This window comes from Streptomyces sp. NPDC058534, assembly GCF_042717365.1.
GTDB lineage: Bacteria > Actinomycetota > Actinomycetes > Streptomycetales > Streptomycetaceae > Streptomyces.
On sequence record NZ_JBHXNW010000032.1, the window covers coordinates 28,599 to 45,697 of the forward strand.

Annotated in this window: 27 protein-coding genes; all 27 read right to left on the bottom strand. The window is 71.1% G+C overall.

The window, feature by feature from the left end; genetic code table 11:
• Window positions 1-16: 16 nt before the first annotated feature.
• The 27 genes from ACFWR9_RS20645 to ACFWR9_RS20775 all read right to left on the bottom strand — a co-directional run bounded on the left by ACFWR9_RS20645 (window position 17) and on the right by ACFWR9_RS20775 (window position 17,061).
• Complete coding sequence (locus ACFWR9_RS20645) at window positions 17-529, bottom strand: hypothetical protein (protein WP_383844094.1); 513 nt, start codon at window positions 527-529, stop codon at window positions 17-19.
• Between the two features lie 2 nt (window positions 530-531).
• The gene (locus ACFWR9_RS20650) at window positions 532-1,017 is read right to left on the bottom strand and encodes a hypothetical protein (RefSeq protein WP_383844097.1); all 486 of its coding nucleotides are present in this window, start codon (window positions 1,015-1,017) and stop codon (window positions 532-534) included.
• Between the two features lies 1 nt (window position 1,018).
• Window positions 1,019-1,189, bottom strand: a complete 171-nt coding sequence (locus ACFWR9_RS20655) for a hypothetical protein (RefSeq protein ID WP_383844100.1) — start codon at window positions 1,187-1,189, stop codon at window positions 1,019-1,021.
• A gap of 15 nt (window positions 1,190-1,204) precedes the next feature.
• Entirely contained in the window at window positions 1,205-1,657 is a 453-nt protein-coding gene (locus ACFWR9_RS20660) for a hypothetical protein (RefSeq protein WP_383844103.1), read from the bottom strand.
• A complete protein-coding gene (locus ACFWR9_RS20665) occupies window positions 1,658-2,200 on the bottom strand; it encodes a head-tail connector protein (RefSeq protein WP_383844106.1) in 543 nt (180 codons plus the stop codon).
• Between the two features lie 13 nt (window positions 2,201-2,213).
• Entirely contained in the window at window positions 2,214-2,450 is a 237-nt protein-coding gene (locus ACFWR9_RS20670; protein ID WP_383844109.1) for a hypothetical protein, read from the bottom strand.
• A gap of 63 nt (window positions 2,451-2,513) precedes the next feature.
• Window positions 2,514-3,734, bottom strand: a complete 1,221-nt coding sequence (locus ACFWR9_RS20675) for a phage major capsid protein (RefSeq protein ID WP_383844111.1) — start codon at window positions 3,732-3,734, stop codon at window positions 2,514-2,516.
• A 90-nt stretch (window positions 3,735-3,824) separates the two neighbouring features.
• Window positions 3,825-4,496, bottom strand: coding sequence for an HK97 family phage prohead protease (locus ACFWR9_RS20680; RefSeq protein ID WP_383844114.1), 672 nt, complete (start codon window positions 4,494-4,496; stop codon window positions 3,825-3,827).
• Window positions 4,497-5,642, bottom strand: a complete 1,146-nt coding sequence (locus ACFWR9_RS20685; protein ID WP_383844117.1) for a phage portal protein — start codon at window positions 5,640-5,642, stop codon at window positions 4,497-4,499.
• Between the two features lie 10 nt (window positions 5,643-5,652).
• Window positions 5,653-7,209, bottom strand: coding sequence for a terminase (locus ACFWR9_RS20690; protein WP_383844120.1), 1,557 nt, complete (start codon window positions 7,207-7,209; stop codon window positions 5,653-5,655).
• Window positions 7,145-7,420 (bottom strand): hypothetical protein, encoded by a 276-nt coding sequence (locus ACFWR9_RS20695; RefSeq protein WP_383844123.1) that lies wholly within the window; start codon window positions 7,418-7,420, stop codon window positions 7,145-7,147. The genes ACFWR9_RS20690 and ACFWR9_RS20695 overlap by 65 nt, the downstream gene beginning before the upstream one ends.
• Window positions 7,421-7,587: 167 nt before the next feature.
• Window positions 7,588-8,022: a hypothetical protein gene (locus ACFWR9_RS20700; RefSeq protein ID WP_383844127.1), complete on the bottom strand. Its 435-nt coding sequence runs from the start codon at window positions 8,020-8,022 to the stop codon at window positions 7,588-7,590.
• Between the two features lie 6 nt (window positions 8,023-8,028).
• The gene (locus tag ACFWR9_RS20705; RefSeq protein ID WP_383844130.1) at window positions 8,029-8,307 is read right to left on the bottom strand and encodes an HNH endonuclease; all 279 of its coding nucleotides are present in this window, start codon (window positions 8,305-8,307) and stop codon (window positions 8,029-8,031) included.
• 12 nt (window positions 8,308-8,319) lie between these two features.
• Window positions 8,320-8,574, bottom strand: coding sequence for a hypothetical protein (locus ACFWR9_RS20710; RefSeq protein ID WP_383844133.1), 255 nt, complete (start codon window positions 8,572-8,574; stop codon window positions 8,320-8,322).
• A 277-nt stretch (window positions 8,575-8,851) separates the two neighbouring features.
• Window positions 8,852-9,052 carry a hypothetical protein gene (locus ACFWR9_RS20715; protein WP_383844135.1) on the bottom strand — a complete coding sequence of 67 codons (201 nt, stop codon included), beginning with the start codon at window positions 9,050-9,052 and terminating at the stop codon, window positions 8,852-8,854.
• Window positions 9,053-9,232: 180 nt separating this feature from the next.
• Complete coding sequence (locus tag ACFWR9_RS20720) at window positions 9,233-11,356, bottom strand: FtsK/SpoIIIE domain-containing protein (RefSeq protein WP_383844138.1); 2,124 nt, start codon at window positions 11,354-11,356, stop codon at window positions 9,233-9,235.
• An 85-nt stretch (window positions 11,357-11,441) separates the two neighbouring features.
• Window positions 11,442-11,624, bottom strand: coding sequence for a DUF6257 family protein (locus tag ACFWR9_RS20725; RefSeq protein ID WP_383844141.1), 183 nt, complete (start codon window positions 11,622-11,624; stop codon window positions 11,442-11,444).
• 80 nt (window positions 11,625-11,704) lie between these two features.
• Entirely contained in the window at window positions 11,705-12,031 is a 327-nt protein-coding gene (locus ACFWR9_RS20730; protein WP_383844144.1) for a hypothetical protein, read from the bottom strand.
• A complete protein-coding gene (locus tag ACFWR9_RS20735) occupies window positions 12,028-12,216 on the bottom strand; it encodes a hypothetical protein (RefSeq protein ID WP_383844269.1) in 189 nt (62 codons plus the stop codon). The genes ACFWR9_RS20730 and ACFWR9_RS20735 overlap by 4 nt, the downstream gene beginning before the upstream one ends.
• The gene (locus ACFWR9_RS20740; RefSeq protein ID WP_383844146.1) at window positions 12,216-13,307 is read right to left on the bottom strand and encodes a conjugal transfer protein; all 1,092 of its coding nucleotides are present in this window, start codon (window positions 13,305-13,307) and stop codon (window positions 12,216-12,218) included. The genes ACFWR9_RS20735 and ACFWR9_RS20740 overlap by 1 nt, the downstream gene beginning before the upstream one ends.
• Window positions 13,304-13,522 (bottom strand): hypothetical protein, encoded by a 219-nt coding sequence (locus ACFWR9_RS20745; protein WP_383844148.1) that lies wholly within the window; start codon window positions 13,520-13,522, stop codon window positions 13,304-13,306. Before ACFWR9_RS20745 ends, ACFWR9_RS20740 begins: the two co-directional genes overlap by 4 nt.
• Window positions 13,519-14,055, bottom strand: coding sequence for a hypothetical protein (locus ACFWR9_RS20750; protein WP_383844151.1), 537 nt, complete (start codon window positions 14,053-14,055; stop codon window positions 13,519-13,521). Before ACFWR9_RS20750 ends, ACFWR9_RS20745 begins: the two co-directional genes overlap by 4 nt.
• Before the next feature lie 158 nt (window positions 14,056-14,213).
• The gene (locus tag ACFWR9_RS20755; protein ID WP_383844154.1) at window positions 14,214-14,828 is read right to left on the bottom strand and encodes a hypothetical protein; all 615 of its coding nucleotides are present in this window, start codon (window positions 14,826-14,828) and stop codon (window positions 14,214-14,216) included.
• A complete protein-coding gene (locus ACFWR9_RS20760; RefSeq protein WP_383844156.1) occupies window positions 14,825-15,088 on the bottom strand; it encodes a hypothetical protein in 264 nt (87 codons plus the stop codon). Before ACFWR9_RS20760 ends, ACFWR9_RS20755 begins: the two co-directional genes overlap by 4 nt.
• The gene (locus ACFWR9_RS20765) at window positions 15,085-15,372 is read right to left on the bottom strand and encodes a hypothetical protein (RefSeq protein WP_383844159.1); all 288 of its coding nucleotides are present in this window, start codon (window positions 15,370-15,372) and stop codon (window positions 15,085-15,087) included. Before ACFWR9_RS20765 ends, ACFWR9_RS20760 begins: the two co-directional genes overlap by 4 nt.
• The gene (locus ACFWR9_RS20770; RefSeq protein ID WP_383844162.1) at window positions 15,369-15,713 is read right to left on the bottom strand and encodes a hypothetical protein; all 345 of its coding nucleotides are present in this window, start codon (window positions 15,711-15,713) and stop codon (window positions 15,369-15,371) included. The genes ACFWR9_RS20765 and ACFWR9_RS20770 overlap by 4 nt, the downstream gene beginning before the upstream one ends.
• Before the next feature lie 61 nt (window positions 15,714-15,774).
• On the bottom strand, window positions 15,775-17,061 hold the full coding sequence (locus ACFWR9_RS20775) for a DNA cytosine methyltransferase (protein WP_383844165.1): 1,287 nt from the start codon (window positions 17,059-17,061) through the stop codon (window positions 15,775-15,777).
• Between the last annotated feature and the right edge of the window lie 38 nt (window positions 17,062-17,099).

The following is a 17,099-nucleotide window of genomic DNA, read 5'->3' on the forward strand; positions in this document are numbered from 1 at the left end:
GGGTGTGTTCCTCTGCTCACTCAAGATCCCGGCGGACGTCGCCGAGGATGCGTTCCACTTCGGCGCGCATACGCGGAGTGCCGGTCTGCACGGTCTTGGTCCACCAGCCCGGTGGCCGGGCGGACTGCGTCGTCCACCGGCGGCGGTTGCCGAACACGGGGTGCCGGACCCTGCCGTCGTTGATCACCCACGGCATGCTCCGCAGGTCGGCGGGGAGACGGTCCCTGTCGATCCAGATACGGGCGCCGGGGTTGGCCCCAGCGCGGACGCTGATCCGGATGCCGCCCGCGAGCGTGGACCGCAGCGGCCTCGTGGTCGGCGAAGGGCCGCCGCGCTTCCCGGCCTTGCGGCCCTCGCTGATCAGCGGCTGGGTACGGATCGCCGCCTGTAGATCCCGGTGGAGCGGCTCGGCGGCCCGCCGGACGCGGCGAGAGAAGTTCTGCCGCAGCCGAGGGCCGCCTGCCGACCGCATGCGCCGGGAGAGCGTGAGCAGCTGGCCGGTGCCCAGGATCTGCACACTGCCGGGCATCGTCAGACCGCTGCCGGGATGGTGACGTTCTCGGCGGGCTCGCTGGTGATGGCGAACTGCGCCATGATCTGCGCGGCCTGATCCAGCTCACGCACCTTCGCCTGGCTGGTGACCGTCACTGGGTAGACGTCCATGGTCTGAGTGGGGACGTCGCCCTCGTCCATCCACACCACGAAGCCGTCTTCCTCGCGGGCGAGGAGCGTGCGGACGTCGTCGCCGTCCTTCGACGCCCAGAATGTCAGGGAGCTGTCGGAGGCGGTGATCTCGCCGCCGACGACGGGCGTGAACCGGCTACCCAGGGCGGGTGTGGGCACGGTGCCGGAGGTGGTCTGCCAGCCGGACATCGCGCCGGTCTCGGCCTCCAGCGCGGTGCCCGCGCTCAGCTCGGCCCGGGTCGGGCTGTTCTTGTTCGCGATCGTCGGCACCCACAGCACGCGGGTGACCCCGCGCCGGTAGTACCGCTTCGACGCCTGGATCGGAGTCGCCATGTCAGTTCTCTCCCGTCTCGCGCCGACGGCCCTTCGCCGCGGCCGTTTTCATGAGCACCGGCGCCTGGCCGTCGTCGACGACCTTCCAGCCCGACCGCTCGTAGTGCTTCACCGAGATCTCCGCGACCTCGATCTCCTGCTCGATGCCGTCATGGCGCATCCGCACTCGCACGGCAGAACTCCTCTCCTACGTGAATCCGCGGCCGGCCACCGTCAGCAGCAGCACCGCCTGCGCGCCGGTATCCGTCTGGTCCTGCACCAGCCGCGTCCGGGCGACGCTGGCCAGCAGCGCGTCCAGACCCAGCGTGGGATCGGCCTGCACCCACGCCTCGACGCGGGCGCCGATCTCGTGGACCCGGGCGCGGGCGGCCACGATGTCCGTGTCGCCGCGCTTGGCGACGGCCGCGCACGTGACCTCGAACTGTTCCTCCCGGCCGGCCCCGAGATCCGTCCAGTCGCTCACGGACTGGGCGGCCTCGAAGTCACCGGTCTGGTCTCCGTCGAAGCCGAAGATGAGCCAGTCCGAAGCGCCCGTCTCCGTCACCTCCGGGCCATCCGACACCTGCACGTCCGCCAGCTCGGTGTCGCCGTCGCCGAGCGCCACCAGGCGGGCGATGACCTCGGGGATGCGCGAGCCCATCTACGCCACCCCCGGAGGAAGCCGGTATGGCTCCAGTAGTTGGAGTACGCGATTTGGGATCGCGTAGCCGAACCCGGGGATCGGCTCCGAAAAGTCGTCGCCGCCGGCCAGGACCGGGCCGCGGCCCGCGTTCTGGGTCCGCCACAGGTGCTGAAGCAGGATCCGTGCGGCGAGGTTGATGGTGGGCGCGATCTCGCCCCGGCCCGCCGCGTACACGAATCGCCACACGGTGCCCGCGAACGAGCCGCCCCGGTATCGGACGATGCCCGTCGCACCGTCCAGGACCAGCGTGGACAGGTCGAGGCCGTCACCGATCTCGACGGCCGGGGCCACCGACACCAGGGAGACGGCGGGGATGCGGGTCAGACACACGGAGTCGCTGCGGCCCTCGATCGTCTCGGTGAACTCCCGCGTCTCCACCGGCCCGATGTGCCGTTCGATCGGCGCGGTGATCGCGTCGATGTAGGCCTGGACCTCGACGTCGTCGGTGTCTGTCGTGAGGTTCAGCTGTGCTTTTGCCTCAGCGAGGGTGAGCAGCGCCATGGCAGCCTCCCGTCTACTTCTCGACGGATGACTTCGTCATGGGCTGCTTGCGGCGGCCGGTCGCCTTCTCCGGCTCGCCCGGGTTGGCGGCGGTCTCTTCCACCGGGTCGTCGCCGTCGTGCTCCTCGGCGAGGCCGGCGGCAACCATGTGCTTGCCCTCGTCGTCGGGCAGGTCCACCGAGCCGCCGTGCTCGGGCCAGGGCTTGCCGTCGCGGGTACCGGAGATCGTGGCCTTCATGCGGACGCGCATCACGTGTTCCTCTCGTGAGCCGAACGGGCGGCCACCGGTCGTGGCCGCCCGCTGCGGGGTGGATCAGGTGGCGTTCCCGGCGAACACCTTCACGGCGCCGGTCTGGTCGACGAGGAGACCGTCCGCGCGGATCAGCGCCCGGAAGGTCACCAGGTCGGAGTTGAACGCGTAGTCGTCCGAGCGCTCGAACCGCACCCCGCCCGCCAGGCGGACGAAGTACTGCGAGAAGTCACCGAACGCCACGGACTTCGCGGTCACCGCGATGGCAGCCACGTTCGGGTCGGTGCGCACCGGCTTGCCCAGCAGCGTGTCCGGGGCGCCGACCTGGATGGACGGCTGCCACAGGTACTGGCCCTGCTGGTCCTTGAGCTTGCGCGCCGCGCCGAGGGTGGCGTCCCGCATCAGCCAGCCGCACGAGGTGCTGTTCCGGTACGGGGCGATGACGCTGTAGTACAGGTCGATCAGGTCGTCCGCGGTGAACGCACCCACCACACCGGTGCCGCCGGTCTTGCCGGTCGACGCCGAGGTGATGACACCGGTCGGCTTCGCGGATCCGTCACCGGTGATGGCGTGCGCCCCGAACGCGTTGCCCAGCGCCCGGCCGGCCTGCATGGCGAGGTAGCCCTCCAGGTCCACGCCGGTGTCGGTGAGCAGCTCGGTAGACGCCTGCAGCAGCACGCCGTACTTGTACGCCCCCAGGGTGCGCTTGGCGAACGCCGGATCCGACTCGTTGATCGTCGCGGCCTCGGCGGTCAGCGCGGCACTGGAGTGCGCGGTCGTGACGGGGATCTCGATGGTCTCCCCGGCCGCCGTGTTCAGCACGGTCGGCCCCGCCATCATGATCCCGGACACCTCGATGAGGTGGGCCATCAGCTGCCCGTAGAACGTCGTGGGCACCGTGTTGCCGCCCGCGGTCGCCGTGCCCTTGACCAGGTCACGGAAGGCAACACCGTCGGGCTTGGCGATGTCGACGCCGCGGATCTCGCCGCGCGCCCACCGGCGCAGCTCCGAGTCCTTCTCGACGTTCTTGCGGGCGGCCGGCTCCTCCGGCTTGGCGAGCAGACCGGCGAACGCCGCCTCGGCGTCCCGGGTCCGCTGCTCCGCCTCGGCGAGATCCTTGGCCCGCTGGTCGATCTTGTCGAGGTCGGCGGTCAGGGCCTGGTACTTCGCCTCTTCCTCGGCACTCAGGTCCCGCTTCTCCGACTCCGCCGTGTCGAGCAGTTCCTTGGCCTGCTCCCACACGTTGGCGCGCCGCTCCTGCAGCGCCTTGATGAACGAACTCATCTCGCCCTCCTGGGCATGACGAAGGCACCCGCAGGCCAGAGGGCCGCCGGTGCCGGGTGGGTGGTGTGTCGAGGTGGGGTTCGCCCTGCCTCAGAAGGTGCGGCGCAGGTTCAGCTCGGCGCGCCGCCGCCGTACCGCAACAAGCGAGTGGGTGTCGCCCTGCCCGCCCGGCGGAATGATCGTGGGGACCGGGGCGAGGAACCGCTTCAGCTCGCCCGCCTCGGCCGCCGCCCGGACCTCGGCCAGCTCCGCGCCCGCCCGCTCCGCCAGGGACCGCAGGCCCGTGGACGTGTCGAGATACGCGGGGTCGTTCACCGGGGCCACGTCGACGAGCTGCCCGGACAGCAGCGTCCGCACCGGGAAGCCGTCGTCCGTCATCGACCAGTCGTCCTCGAACGTGAAGAACGCGAAGCTGGATTCGGAGACGTCGCCGCGCTGCACCAGCTCGTACACGTCGGCGCGGGCGGCCGGCACGTCGACGCTGTAGTCCAGGCCCGTGCCGTCCGTCTGCAGCCGCAGCGTGCCCGCGCGCGAGGTGCCGAGCAGCATGTTGCCGTCGTGGTTGTAGCGGGCCATCACGCGCGGCCAGCCGTCCCCCTCGGACTTCGCGAAGAACCCCGGGTCGATGCGTTCCACGAAGCCGCCGAGGTTGCGGGAGAGCGTGTTGAACTTCGCGGCGTAGCCGCCGATCGTCCTGCTGTCGCCGGCCGCCCGGACCTCGACGAGGCCGCGGGTGAACCGACGCTCACTGTCGCCGTTCACTCATTTCTCGCTTTCGTCGGGGGCCACCTTGACCAGCGGCGCGTAGTCCTTGCCCATGCCGTCGGGCAGGGGCGGTTCGTCCTCCAGGCGGCGCAGCTCGTCGATGTTGTGCAGGCCGATCGCGCGGGAGATGCGGTGCGCCTGGTAGCGGGTGAGGGTGTCGGTGCGCAGCATCGCGTCGACGTTGAACCGGGCTTCCTCCGTCGGCGGGCGCAGCCAGGAGAACGCGTCCTCCAGGCGGGCCAGCCACGGCCGCAGTGTCCACGTCAGCAGGTCGATGCTGTTCTGCTCGACGGTGGCGTAGGTGAGACTTCCGCCGGTCTCGCCGCCGACCTTCTCCGGCGGCACCCCGTAGATCGCGGCGATCTGGTTCGCCGTCGCCTTGATGGTTTCCAGGAACTGCGACTCGTTCGCTGGCACGGAGATGGCCCGGTACTTCACGCCGTTGCCCAGCGCGACCACGTCCCTGCCCTGCGCCGCTTCCTTGAACCGGGCCTTCAGCACGGTCGCCGCACCCTGGTCGACGGCCATGTCCGTCTCCAGAACGGCCGACGGCGTGGACCCGTTCGCGAACCAGTCCCGGCCGAACTGGTTCGCCAGCAGCCCGGCCTCCGTCGTCGTCGCGAAGTACGCGATCGGCGACAGCCCCAGGATCTGACCGGGCACCGTGTACGCGGGGATGTGGAACAGCTGACCGCCCTCCAGGCGCCGGCCCTTGTAGTACCAGACCGGCACCGGCGCCAGGTTGTCCTCAAGATGCACGTCGTCCGGGTGCAGCCATTCGATCTGAGACGGCCAGCCGTCCGGCCCCCACGCGACGATCAGCCCGTAGGCGTTGCCGCGCAGCGTCAGCGACGTCATGCACCGGTGCAGCCAGTCGTAGCGGGTACCGACCGCGGCCGGCCGCCGGAACAGCGCAGGCACCGGGGCGCGCAGACGGTCGTCTCCATCCAAGCGGTACGACTTCAGAGGCAGGGACGCCACCGAATCCGCGAGCAGCCGTGTCGCCGCGTACACGGGCCCCAGGCGCAGCGCCCGCTCCTGACCGGTACCACGCAGCACCGCCGGATCCGCGCCGGCACCCCACACGTCCTGATAGGAGATCGCCCGCTGTACCGCCGTGCGGCGGAAGGGCCACCACTTCATGACTGCCCCCTCACCACACGTTGCTCAGAATGTCGCCCGGCGGTTCCTCGACCTCGGCGCCGAGCCCCCACTTGGCGAGGGTCCCGGCCACCAGCGGGCTGATGTCCACCGACGGGATACGGCGGGCCCACGCCCACGCATCCCCCAGCGCACGCTTTTGCGCGCCGGCCAGAGCGGAGGCCAACGGTGCATCGTCGAAGTGCGTCAGAGACTGCGTGGTGACCGCGTCGTAGAACTGCCCGCAGGCCGCCGCCATCTCCCGCGCCTTCGGCTTGACGACCTGCACGCCGAGGCCGGTTTCCTTGTCCTCCAGCTCCGGGATGAGGGAGGCCGCCGGGCTGGCCGGGTCGATGACCCAGCACCGCGGCCCGTACTTCCCGTGCAGCTCCTTCGCCCGCTCCACGATCCAGCCCGTCCCGGGCCGGTGGTCAACGACGGTGACGTGGACGCCGCCGAGGTACGGGAACGCCGCGCTGATCGCCGCGTGCGACCGCTCCGGCGTCATGTCGATGGACAGCGCCACCGGCCCCGCCTGCCGTGCCCCGGCGACCGCCTGGACGTCGCCGACGGCCAGCGCCCGCCACGCTTCCTCAGCGATCACCTGCCACGTGTCCGCGGTGTCCGACGGGTACTCGCCCACCCCGAGTCTCTCCCTCGCGTAGCCGGCCGTGCTCAGCGTGGCCCGCTCCCGCGCGACCTTCTCCAGCGTCAGCCGGTAGCCGACGCCCGGGTTGGACTTCAGCACCGCCGCGTCACTGTCCGGGTCGTCGTGCGCGGTGCAGTCCGCCGGGCACTCGTCGAGGTGCACGTCCGCCGACCACTCCATGTAGGCCAGCGACGGGTCCGGCTCTCCCGTCTCGATCGCCGCCAGCGCGCGGCGCCGCAGACGCCCCAGCTGCACCGACGGAGCGCCGATCCCGGCGCTGCCCAGGTACCAGATCTGTGGGTCCTGGACGGCCGCCATCGTCGGCAGCAGCGCGTCCATCTCCGTGTCGCCGAGGATCATGTCCTCGTCCATCACGTTGCAGTGCCCGGTGAAGCCGCGGCCCGACCCTTTCGACCGGGCGATGAACCGCAGCAGCTGCCCTGTGTGCAGCTCGATCCCTTCCTCGCCCACGGTCTGCCGGTACGTCTTCACACGTTTGTGCAGGTCAGGTGTCTGACGGATCAGGCGCTCGATCCGCTTGAACGCGTTCTTCGCCGTCTTGAACTCGTGCGCCGAGTGCAGGATCAGCTCCTCGCCGCCGATGAACAGGCCCCACAACTCCCGGGCTTCGATCACCCCGCCCTTGCCGTTCTGGCGGGGGACGTTCACCGCGACCTCGAACGACGCCCAACTCCCGTCCGGTTTCTCGCCCATGCCGACGCGCAGGATGTGCTGCTGCCACGGATCGAGCCGCAGGCCCGCGCGGGCCGCGAGGTCGATCGCCTCCTGGCCCGCGCTGGAGATGGCCGGCGGCGCGGTGTGGATCGGCGGCACCTGCCAGCCGTACACGCCGCCGTCAGCCGTCGGAGGCTTGCTGTCGGGCAGCCTCGCGGCGCTTCTTTCGCTGCTCAGCAATGTCATCGACCGCGTCCCCCTTCGTCTCGGCGGGCGCGAGCTTGCGCAGGTCGGACATGATCGAGCGGAGCTTGTCGGCGCCGACCGAGACCGAGGCCAGGGCGTCGGCGTCATCGATCAGCCGCGCAAGGCGTCGGGCGACGGCCGCCATCCCGGGGGAAGTCTCTTCAGCGTGAAGAGCGTCCAGCTCGGCGGCGATCTCGGCGGACACGCTCATGATCACCCCCGGCGTCACACAACGTCGCGTCACCCTGAGTGACGGCCGCTAATTCACTCCAACTGAGTTCGCGTGGATTAGGACCAGGAATCGGCCGCGCAAAAAATCGGGCGACAAGGGCTTTTGGGTCGCCCGGTCTCGCCCTCAAAAAGTGGCCGGGCTCGTGATCACCAGTCGAGTGTCGCGCCCGCCGCCACGGCTCTTGTTGCAGGTCGTGACCGGTACCAGCGGGTGGCCACCCTGCGCATCTCGGGGTCGCGCATGGCTTCGATGCGGGCCATGACGATGCTGCGCCCGGGGTCGACGGCGATGATCGTGGCGTCCATGCGCTTGTAGCGGGCGAGCCACTTCGAGGTGGGCATGGTGTGGATCAGGTACACGTCGGTCTTGTCCCGGTGCTCGAACGCCTCGAACATGGCCGCGTACCTGGCCTTGTGGGCGACGCGTAGCAGGGTGGGGTCCTGGTTCCAGTTGGGTGCGCCGGGTCCGGCGAGCGCGCGGGTGATGCGGTCCAGGTCGATGACGATGTCCGACGGCTTGGCCCTGCCCTCGATGTAGCTGGTCTTGCCCGCGGCCGGCGGGCCCGTGACGACGTACAGCACGGGCCGTCACCACCTCAGCGTGGGGCGCTTGGGCTGGCGGGGCACCGTCGTCCGGTTGCCCTTGCTGCTGTTGCAGCGGCGGTGTGCGGGCCTCGCGTTGGTCTTGTCGAGGAGGGAGCCGCCGCGGGAGAGAGGCTGTTCGTGGTCGAGGGTGAAGCTGAGTGGGTGCCGGGCGTCGAGGTCGTATCCGATGTTGTGGCCGCAGATCCAGCACGGGAGATGCTGGGTCCTCAGCCAGTCGACGAGGCGGCGGTAGGGGCGCCCGTTGCGGGGGTTGGCGGCCACGGGCGCCACCTCCTACGCGTCGTCGCCGAGGACCTCGCGGCGGGCGGCGGCGGCCTTGCGGTTGAGGGCGCCGGTCATGCGGAACAGGGCGACGGTCAGGGCGATGAAGCCGACGGCGAACAGCACCTGGGTGATGACGCTGACGATGTGGACGTCCTTGGTGCCGTTGGCGAGGATCAGCATGATGATGTTGCCGCAGATCCAGGCGAACCAGATGCGGAGCTTCTCGACTCTGACGGCGGTCTGGACGTCGCGGTATTCGCTCATGCTGCCCCCACGGTTGCTGATGCTGGCAGGGGCATCATGCGCCGCGTGGCGGCGGTGTGGGGGCGGTGTGGCTGTCCTGTGACGTTGAGGTCCGCGCAGGGCGCAGCGCCAGCAGCAAACCCGCTCGGTGTGAGTGACGGGGGTTGCTCTGCGCGGACGTGTAGGCACGGCGAAGCCCCGGGGCTCGGTGGCCGCTCCGGGGCTCGTCGTGTGTCTGTGGGTGCCTGTTTCGGGGCACAGCTGTTCACCGAGATCGTGACACGGCTCTGACCTGCGGTCAAGCGGCGGCTCGTGTGCGGCGTTTGGCTGCGAGGGCGGCGACGTCTTGGGCGGCGTACCAGGGCTGGCGTGGGGTGCCGCCGGAGCGCTGGAGTTGGCCTCGGCGCACGAGCTGGCGGACGGCGTCCAGGCCGACGCCGAGGACGCGCGCGGTCTGGTGGGCGGTGAGGTGGCCAGGCCGGATGATCTGGGACTCCATGCCGTCCATGATGCCCGCAGGGAGTGAGGCTGCGTGGGCCGCTGGAGAGGCCGCTCAGGGGCCTGTTGGGAGGGCACTGGAAGGCGCCTCACTGCGTCACTTGATCGCTGTTTGCGCTGATCAAGGCCAGTGAGGCGGGGCAGTGACCTTCGAAGTGGAAAGTCACTGCCCACTGCCGAGTCACTGCGCCTCGGCGAGCTGTTCCGCGCGGCGTTCCAGGGCGCGTTCGACGCTCTCCAGCTTCACGACGGGGTAGCCGTCGAGCTTGCCGGGCTCCTCGTCGTAGTCGGCCAGCAGCGCCTTTAGTCGGGCGCCGGTCCACTGCTCGTAGACGTCGTGGTTGCGGCTCTTGAGCCGGTGGAGGACTTCGGTGGTGCGCACGCGGCTTTCGCGGCCGATGACGGCGGCCAGGTCGGCGAGGTGGTCGACGGGGGCGACGACCTCCAGCTTATGGACAGTGGCGACGCCGTCGCGCAGCTGCTTGGCCCGGTCGGTGATGGCCACGGCGTCCTCGCCGGAGATGAAGTGCGTGCGGACGGTCACGGAGGCCTGGCCGGCCTCCATGGGGATGCCCTCACCGGCGACCACGAGCGTGCCCTTGTCGAGGCCGCGGCGCAGCTTGTGCGGGGCGGCGCCGGCGTCGACGGGCGCCTCGCCGAGCGCCATCTTCGCCTGGGATTCGGTACCGAGGACGAGGGAGCCGCGGATGTGGTTGCCCTCGCGGGAGCGCTTGGGCAGGTTCTCGTCGGTGGGGTCCTGGGTGCCTTCCCAGATGGTGACGTTCACGGCGCGGCCCTGGTCGTGGATGCGCTTGACGGCCTGGAAGTAGCGGCTGGTGGCCTTGCTGCCGCCGTAGGGGCGCCCGTCGGGGCTCTTGGCGCCGCAGCCGTAGGCGACCTGGGCTTCGTCGACGATGAACACGATGGGCCGGAAGCGGGGGTCGGTGCGGGCCATCTCCCTGGTCACGCCGTCGGTGGCGCCGGACTCTTCCAGCAGGGCGATGCGCTTCTGCATCTCGTCCACGCCCCATTCGACCATGTCGGTGGCCTGGGCGACGTGTTCGTCGGTGGGGCCCTGGATGAGGACCTGGGCGAGCCCGTCGAAGCCGCGCCAGTCGCCGACGCCCTTCAGGTCGGCGACGTAGAAGTCGACGGTGGTGTCGAGGGCGAGCCAGAGGGCGAGGGCGCGCAGGGCGGCGGTCTTGCCCTGGTTGGACAGGCCGGTGATCAGGATGTGCCGCTGCTTGACGGAGACGCCGACGGCGTCGCCACGCAGGTTCTGCCCCCACGGCGCGCTGCCGGTGTAGTAGTCCGCGGTCAGCTCCTCGTCCAGGACAAGCGGCGAGGGGCCGATGGGCTCGTCGAGGGCGCCGCTGTCGGCGATCCACAGGCGGACGGTGCGGGGCTGCGGCGGGATGGTGATGAACACCTCGTGCTCGTGCCGGTTGAGGTTCTCGGCGAGCTTGCGGCGGCGGCCCTGGATTTCCTCGGTGGACACCCCGGAGGGCAGGTGGACGTCCAGTTCGACGCCGCACCCGGCGATCTTGATGGGGGAGAGCATGGCGGCCCCGACGTCGCCCATGCCCTCGATGGCCTTGCGCAGCGCCGAGATGCCCAGGTCACGGAAGGCGGTGACGACGATCGACGGGGTGATGGGGCCGCCGAGGTCGCGGGCCTGGACGGGCAGGGCCCACTGTGGGGCGGTGTGACGCTGTTGGCCGATGGTCCAGACGGCGGCGAGGCCGATCCAGGGGGCGGCGAGGAGGAACGGTCCCCAGACGATGCCGCCGATGAGGGCGACCCAGCGGACGAGTTCGACGACGGCCTCGGAGGGGGCGAGGACGTTGCTGACGTCGCCGGTGCCCCAGGCGAGGAGGATGCCGAGGAACAGTAGGAGGCCGGCGCCGGTGGCGGTGGCGAGGCCGAGGGCCTTGGGGAGCTGGACGGCGGCCTGGAGGAGCTGCATGCGGCGGGTGTGGCGGGCGGACCGGTGGGCTTGGAGGCGCTGCTCCCATTCCTTGACCTCGTCCATGAGGCCGGCGGCTTCGGCGGCGCGGATCATCCGCTCGTACCGGGAGGCGGTACGGGCGTCCCAGATGCGGCGGGCGGCGATCTGTGTGCCGCCGATGATGTAGGAGCCGTGGCGGACGGCGAGGCGTCCTGTGGTACGGACGCGGTCGTCCTGGAGGGCGGCCTTGGTCAGACGACGGTAGCGCTCGCGGCGGCGTTCGGGACGGGTGGAGGACGCTCGGGACGCGGGGGCGTCCTGCGCGTCCTCTGGTGCCTTGATCAGGTGAACGGTCATGCTGTGGGCTTCCTGCCTCTTGCTGGGGTGTGGAGGCCCGGGGCGGCCGGTTTCGCCTGGCAGCAGACGACCGCCCCGGGTCGAGCTACTTGCCCTGCTTCTTGCGGCGGGCGGCCTGGCGCTCGATGCGTTCGACCTTGCGCTGGAGGTCGCTGATGTCGACGTCCTGTCCGGCCATGCCGCGTTTGGCCATGCGGGCGGTCAGCAGCGTGACGCGGGCCTTCTCGCCTGCGGTGAAGTCGCTGAACTTGATGTCGCTGGCGGCCACGTTGGCTCCTCTCGGGCGGGCTGGGCTGTCCGGCCCTACCGCACCCCCACGGGCGAGCCGCGGGGGACGGAAGGGTCGGGTCAGCGGCCCTTCTGGAAGTCGCGCCACATGGCCCGCAGGACGAGCAGGCACGCGGTGGCGCAGGTCCCTCCGATGGCGATGGCGGTCGCGGCGAGGGCGAACGCGAGGGCCAGGAAGCAGGCGACGCAGGCGACGACGACCATCAGACCGCCGATGGTCCACCACTTGCGGGCGTCGAACCGGGCGTGGTCGTGCCCGCAGCCGGTGGCCGGGGGCTGCTGTGCGGCCCTGGCCAGTTCCAGGGCCGCCATGGCGACCTGGAGGACGTCCGTGTTCCCGGAGGCCTCGCGGACGGCGGCCTCGGCCTTCTCCAGGGCGTCGCTCATGCCGTCCACCCCCGGACGGTGCGGGTGATGCGGGGCCAGGCCCAGACGCCGGCCGCGGCGACGAGCAGCGGCGGGTAGGTGGCGGCGGCCACGACGATGGTGCCGAGGGCGGCAACGAGGATCGCCGCGAGCGTCGGGTAGGCGACGCAGAGTCCGAGCAGGGCTCCGAAGATGATGCGCATCATCACGCGTAGCCCCCGTTCCCCGGGTCCCGCTTGGCCTTGGGCTTGCGGGAGAGGACGGCGCGGACGTAGTTCTCGCCGACCGTGATCCGGTGCCGCTCGGCGACCTCCCGGACGATGTCCTCTGCTCGCGCATCATCTCCGAGCGTTGATGCGGCTTCCCGGATCGCGGCGGTCTTGGCGCCGCGCGGCAGGGCGTTGACCTGCTGCGCATCATCCGCATCATCGCGTTCGACCTCATACTCGGCGGGCTTGCGGCCGAGGACCAGGGCGACCGCTACGGCGTCGACGTGGATGTCGTAGGTGCCGAGGAGGTGGGCGAGTTCGGCGGGTGCCGCATCAGGGCGCGCATCATGCGCGAGTCGGATCGCATCATCCGGGTTCATGCCGGCGAAGTGCTCGCGCAGGGCATCGGTCGCGGACACCGGCCGGGCCCGCGCGGGTGTCTGCTCGATGGCCGCGGCGGCGCCGTACATGGAGGCGAGGGCGGCGTCTGCTCCGTCCTTCACGCGGCGGCGCTGGACGTCGACCAGGCCGGCGCCCAACTCGGCGTCCCCGACGCCGACGTACCGGGCGAGCCGCCAGTAGCTGCGCTGCGCGAACCGCTTCTTCCACTTGCCGGGGTGGCCGTCGGCGACCGCGCGGTGGAAGGCGAGCTGGCGGGCGACGTCGGCGTTGCGGCGCATCGTCTCGGCGTCCACGCCGGTGGTGTAGACGACGACGCTGCGGGCGACGAAGCCGAGGCCTTCGGCGGCGCCGGACATGGCCAGCGGGGTGACCGCGTACACGGCGGCCTCGCGGGCTGTCTGCGCGATCGTGACGCCGATGCACGCTGCGGAGACCGGGGCCATCCACATGCCGAGCCGGACGACCGCGGGCGAGGACTGGCCGAGCATCGTCCGCAGCAGCATCACCAGCGCGAGGATGAGGGTCAGGCCTTCACCGGCGGCGACGACGCCGGCGGCGGTGGCCTCGCGGTGGAACTCCTCGACCGCGTTGGTGTAGGTGCCCCAGGCTCCGGCCGCGCCGACGGCGACCATGAGGACGGCGGCCGTGGCGAGCACGCCGACCTGCCACTTGGTGAGCTTCCTCATCGCTTCTCACCTCGCTCCGCCTCGACTGCGGCGAGCAAGCAGCGGAGGCGGGCGTTGAGGGAGAACGCCGCCTTCATCATGTCGACGTCGGAGTGGATGTTCAGGCCGGCGGTCTCGTCGAGGATCTGCCGGGTGACGGCGACCTCCACGTCGAGGTCGAACGGCCCGGCGGGCGCCCGGCTCTCGTCGTACAGCGGGTCGTAAGCGGTGCTCATCGGCGGCCTGCCTCTCCGGCGGCCTTGAACACGCGGGTGGCGGTGCCTTCCGGGGCGTGCGGGAGGGCGACGGGGTAGGTGCCGGGGGCGGCGGCGATGAGGCGGGCCGCGTGGTGCTCGCACCCGGACACGCCCGCCTCGCCGAGCCCGAGCACGAGGACGACGACGGGCCCGCCGCACGCGCTGGTGTCGCTGGCAGTCGCGGCGGGGCAGCGCAGCGCGGGCGGCTCGTCGGCGGGCGGGGTGGTGTCCGGCTCGACGCCGAGGGCGTGCAGCAGCAGGTGCAGGGCCTCGCGGACGGTCAGGACCTGGTCGCTGTCGACGACCTGCTGCGCGGTGCGGATGGCCACGGCCAAGTCGCTGGGGGCGACGGCCGCGCGGACGTCCGCGCGGGTCGCGGGCCAGCGGGGGTTGGCCTGGCGGTGGGGGGCGGTGCTGGCGTAGTCCGCGCGGGCGAGCTGGAGCAGCTCGGCGACGCGGGCCTGCCTCGTGGAACTTGCGGCGCGCTCGGGGCGCGCGGGAAGATCGGTCATGCCGACTCCTGGTCTCATCAGGTGTTCGGTCGAAGGGCCGGGCGGAGCGCGCGCCGGGGGGTGCAACCCCTGAGCTGCTGTCCGGTCCTTCTCTTTGCCCTCTCAGTATTCAACACCCTGAACGGAATGTCCAGGGTATTGAACGCATCGGGTGCGCATCACGCCGAATCAGCAGGCTGGAAGTGCTTCAGCGTCAGGTAGTCCTCCGGTCCGTACGCCGTCCCGCACCACCGGCACCGCAGCTGCGTCTCACCCGGCATCCGGGAGATCACAGCCCCGCACACCACGCCCTCGCCGACCAGCGCGACGCACGAACCGAGCCGCTGCGGCCGCGGCTCCGGGTCGCCGACGACCGAGCGCACGGACCGGTTCAGCTCGGCGACCTCCCGGGCAAGGTCGCCGGCCGCCGGGTACTGCGCAACGATCCAGTCCAGCTCCTGCGCGAGCCACCGGCAGTCCTCGGCCAGGCCGCCAGGCGGTGTCGCACCCCGGTGGGGCCAGCGGACGCGGCGGACGTCCTCCCGCCAGGAACGGAGGACCTCGGCCGCCCGCGCCCAGTTCACCGTGTCGATGACGTCCTCGTTGATGGGGGAGCGGGGGCCGGCCACGGCCCGGGTGGAGACGATCTCGCCCCATCCGGTGGTGCGGGGGATGAGGTACTCGCCGACCTCGTTGTACAGGGCGGGCAGGGCATGCAACCGCGCGCCCAGTTCTTCCCGGTGCCGGTTGCACAGGTAGCCGCTGGACGCGCGGTCGCACAGTTCGCAGGTCACTTGGTGCTGTTCTCCTCGCTCAGCTCAGTGGCATCGAGGACCGCGCCAGCCAGATCCCACTGGCCCATGTCCTCGTCGGTAGGCACGCCTCGGCTTCGGACGAGCTGAGCGACGGCACGGGCGCGGGCGACGGCGGCCTGAGCCTGCTCGGCCCGATCCTTCCAGCAGTCGCCGCGGCGCCAGCCCTCGTTCGCGTTCTCGTACAGCGCGTCCAGGGCGTCGTCGGTGATGTCGCTCGCGGTGTAGCGGCGCTGGCTCATCGCTGCGCCTTCCCGTTGATCGCGCGGGCCACTGCGAGAGCGTGCTCGGAGGGCGCACCGGGGCCGGTGGTGAGGAACGCTTCACGCCCGGCGGGGTCGTCGCGGAAGACGTCGTCTGCGGCCTGGACGCCCGCGTCGTAGTAGCGCGCGGTCTGGTCCAGCCAGTTGGCGAGGGCGGCCACGACGTCGGCGGGGACACGGACGGCCACCGTGTGGGCGGCGACGGCCGGGGAGGACGGGCGCAGCGCGGCGGCTGCGTTACGGAATTCGTCGGCGGGGTTCATGCTGCCTGGTCCTTCCTGGTGCAGTGGGTGGTGTCGTGCTCGGCGCCGTGGGACTCCCACGCCCGCAGGCAGCACGCAGATTCGAGGTCGCGCCAGCCGAGGGTGACGTCGTCCCGCTGCGCGCGGAGGCGGGCGGCCCGCTCGGCGCGCACGGCGGACGCACGACGCTCGTCGGCGGCGATGTACTCGCGGGCCAGGGCCACCAGGAGCAGCAGGGAGACGGTGAACATGCCGGCGGCGTACCAGGCGGAGCCCGCGTTGGCGGTGGTGGCGGCGCAGTGGCCGGTGAACGCGGCGGCGACTATGTAGTGCCACCGGAGGATGCGGCTGGACGGGGTCACGGGTACCTCCTGGTCGGGTGGGAGGCCGCCTCGCGCGCTCGCAGGGCGGCCGAATTGCGGGTCAGGCGAGCACCGCCATCACTCGCTCGCCGAGCCAGCGGGCGGCATTCACCGAGACGGCGTTGCCGACGCCGAGGATCTGCGCCTCCTGGGTGGAGTCCGGGAGGATGTAGTCCGCGGGGAACCGCTGGGCGCTGGCCAGTTCGCGCGGGCTGAGCATCCGTAGCGTGCAGTCGTCCACCAGGGGAGCCGGGCGGACCAGGCTGTGGTGCGGCTTGCACGCGACGGTGGTAAGCGGCTCGGCGGTTGTACGGACGGCGCCGCGGCGACCGTTCGGGACGATCAAGGCGTGGTGCTTGCCCTGCGCCGACACAGCGGGCACGGGTCCGTCAACGCCGACTGCGGTGGTGTTGCGGCGCAGCATCGTGACGTGCGGCTCGTGTCCGAACTTTGCCAGGCCAGCCGCGACTCGGGCCCGGGTCGAGTCGGCGTAGGGGGTGAACTTCTTCCGGTCCGGGCGTCCGTCGCCGATCCGCCGGCCGGGCGCCGACCAGTCGATGACGTCGCCGATCGGCCGGACCGTCGGATCGAGGATCAGCCCGCAGGCCTTGGTGGGGCAGCGGTAGTCGTACTGGACACCCCAGCTGCCCATCTTCCGGCGTCGCGGGTTGCGCCATACCTGCGTGGCTCGGACCGGCCCGCACATAGGGCACAGTGCGGCGGGACGCACCTCCAGGTCGGGCAGCGGGATGCCCTCGCGGGTGAAGACGACGTAGCCGCGGTTCCGGTGCTGGGGCGCCAGCTCGTTGTCATCGTCACCGAGGTGGGCGCTGCTGGCGCAGACGATCTGGTGGTTGTAGCCGAGGATCTTGAAGCCGCCCAGCCACCAGTCGAACAGCTCCCAGTCGAGGAAGAACTCGGGGACGTTCTCACAGAGGACGACGTCGTAGCGGTGCACCTCAGTGGCCGCGATGATGTCCAGCGCGGTGGCGCGGGTGCGCTGGAACTCGGGCTGCCCGTCGCCCTCGATGGGCTGGCCGTCCTGGTCGAGGAGCGCGATCTGCCCGCGGGTCCGCTTCCGTCCGCCGGCCGGGCTGATCTCGGTGCAGATCGGGGAGCCCCACAGAATGCGGGTGCGGGGCAGGCTGCGCTTGTCGAATGCGTTGATGTCCTCGACGAGGTGTTCGCACTCGGGGTGGTTGAGGCGGTGGGCTGCTACCTGGATGGCGTCATGGTTCATGACGAGGCGGGCGCGCATGCCCGCCTCGGTGAGGCCGCGGGTGGAGCCGCCGAGGCCGCAGAACAGGTCGGTGAAGTCAATGGCGCCGTCGTAGCGGAAGGGGGACACGGTTCCTCCGTGATGTGATGGGTGGAGGTCCGGGCCTG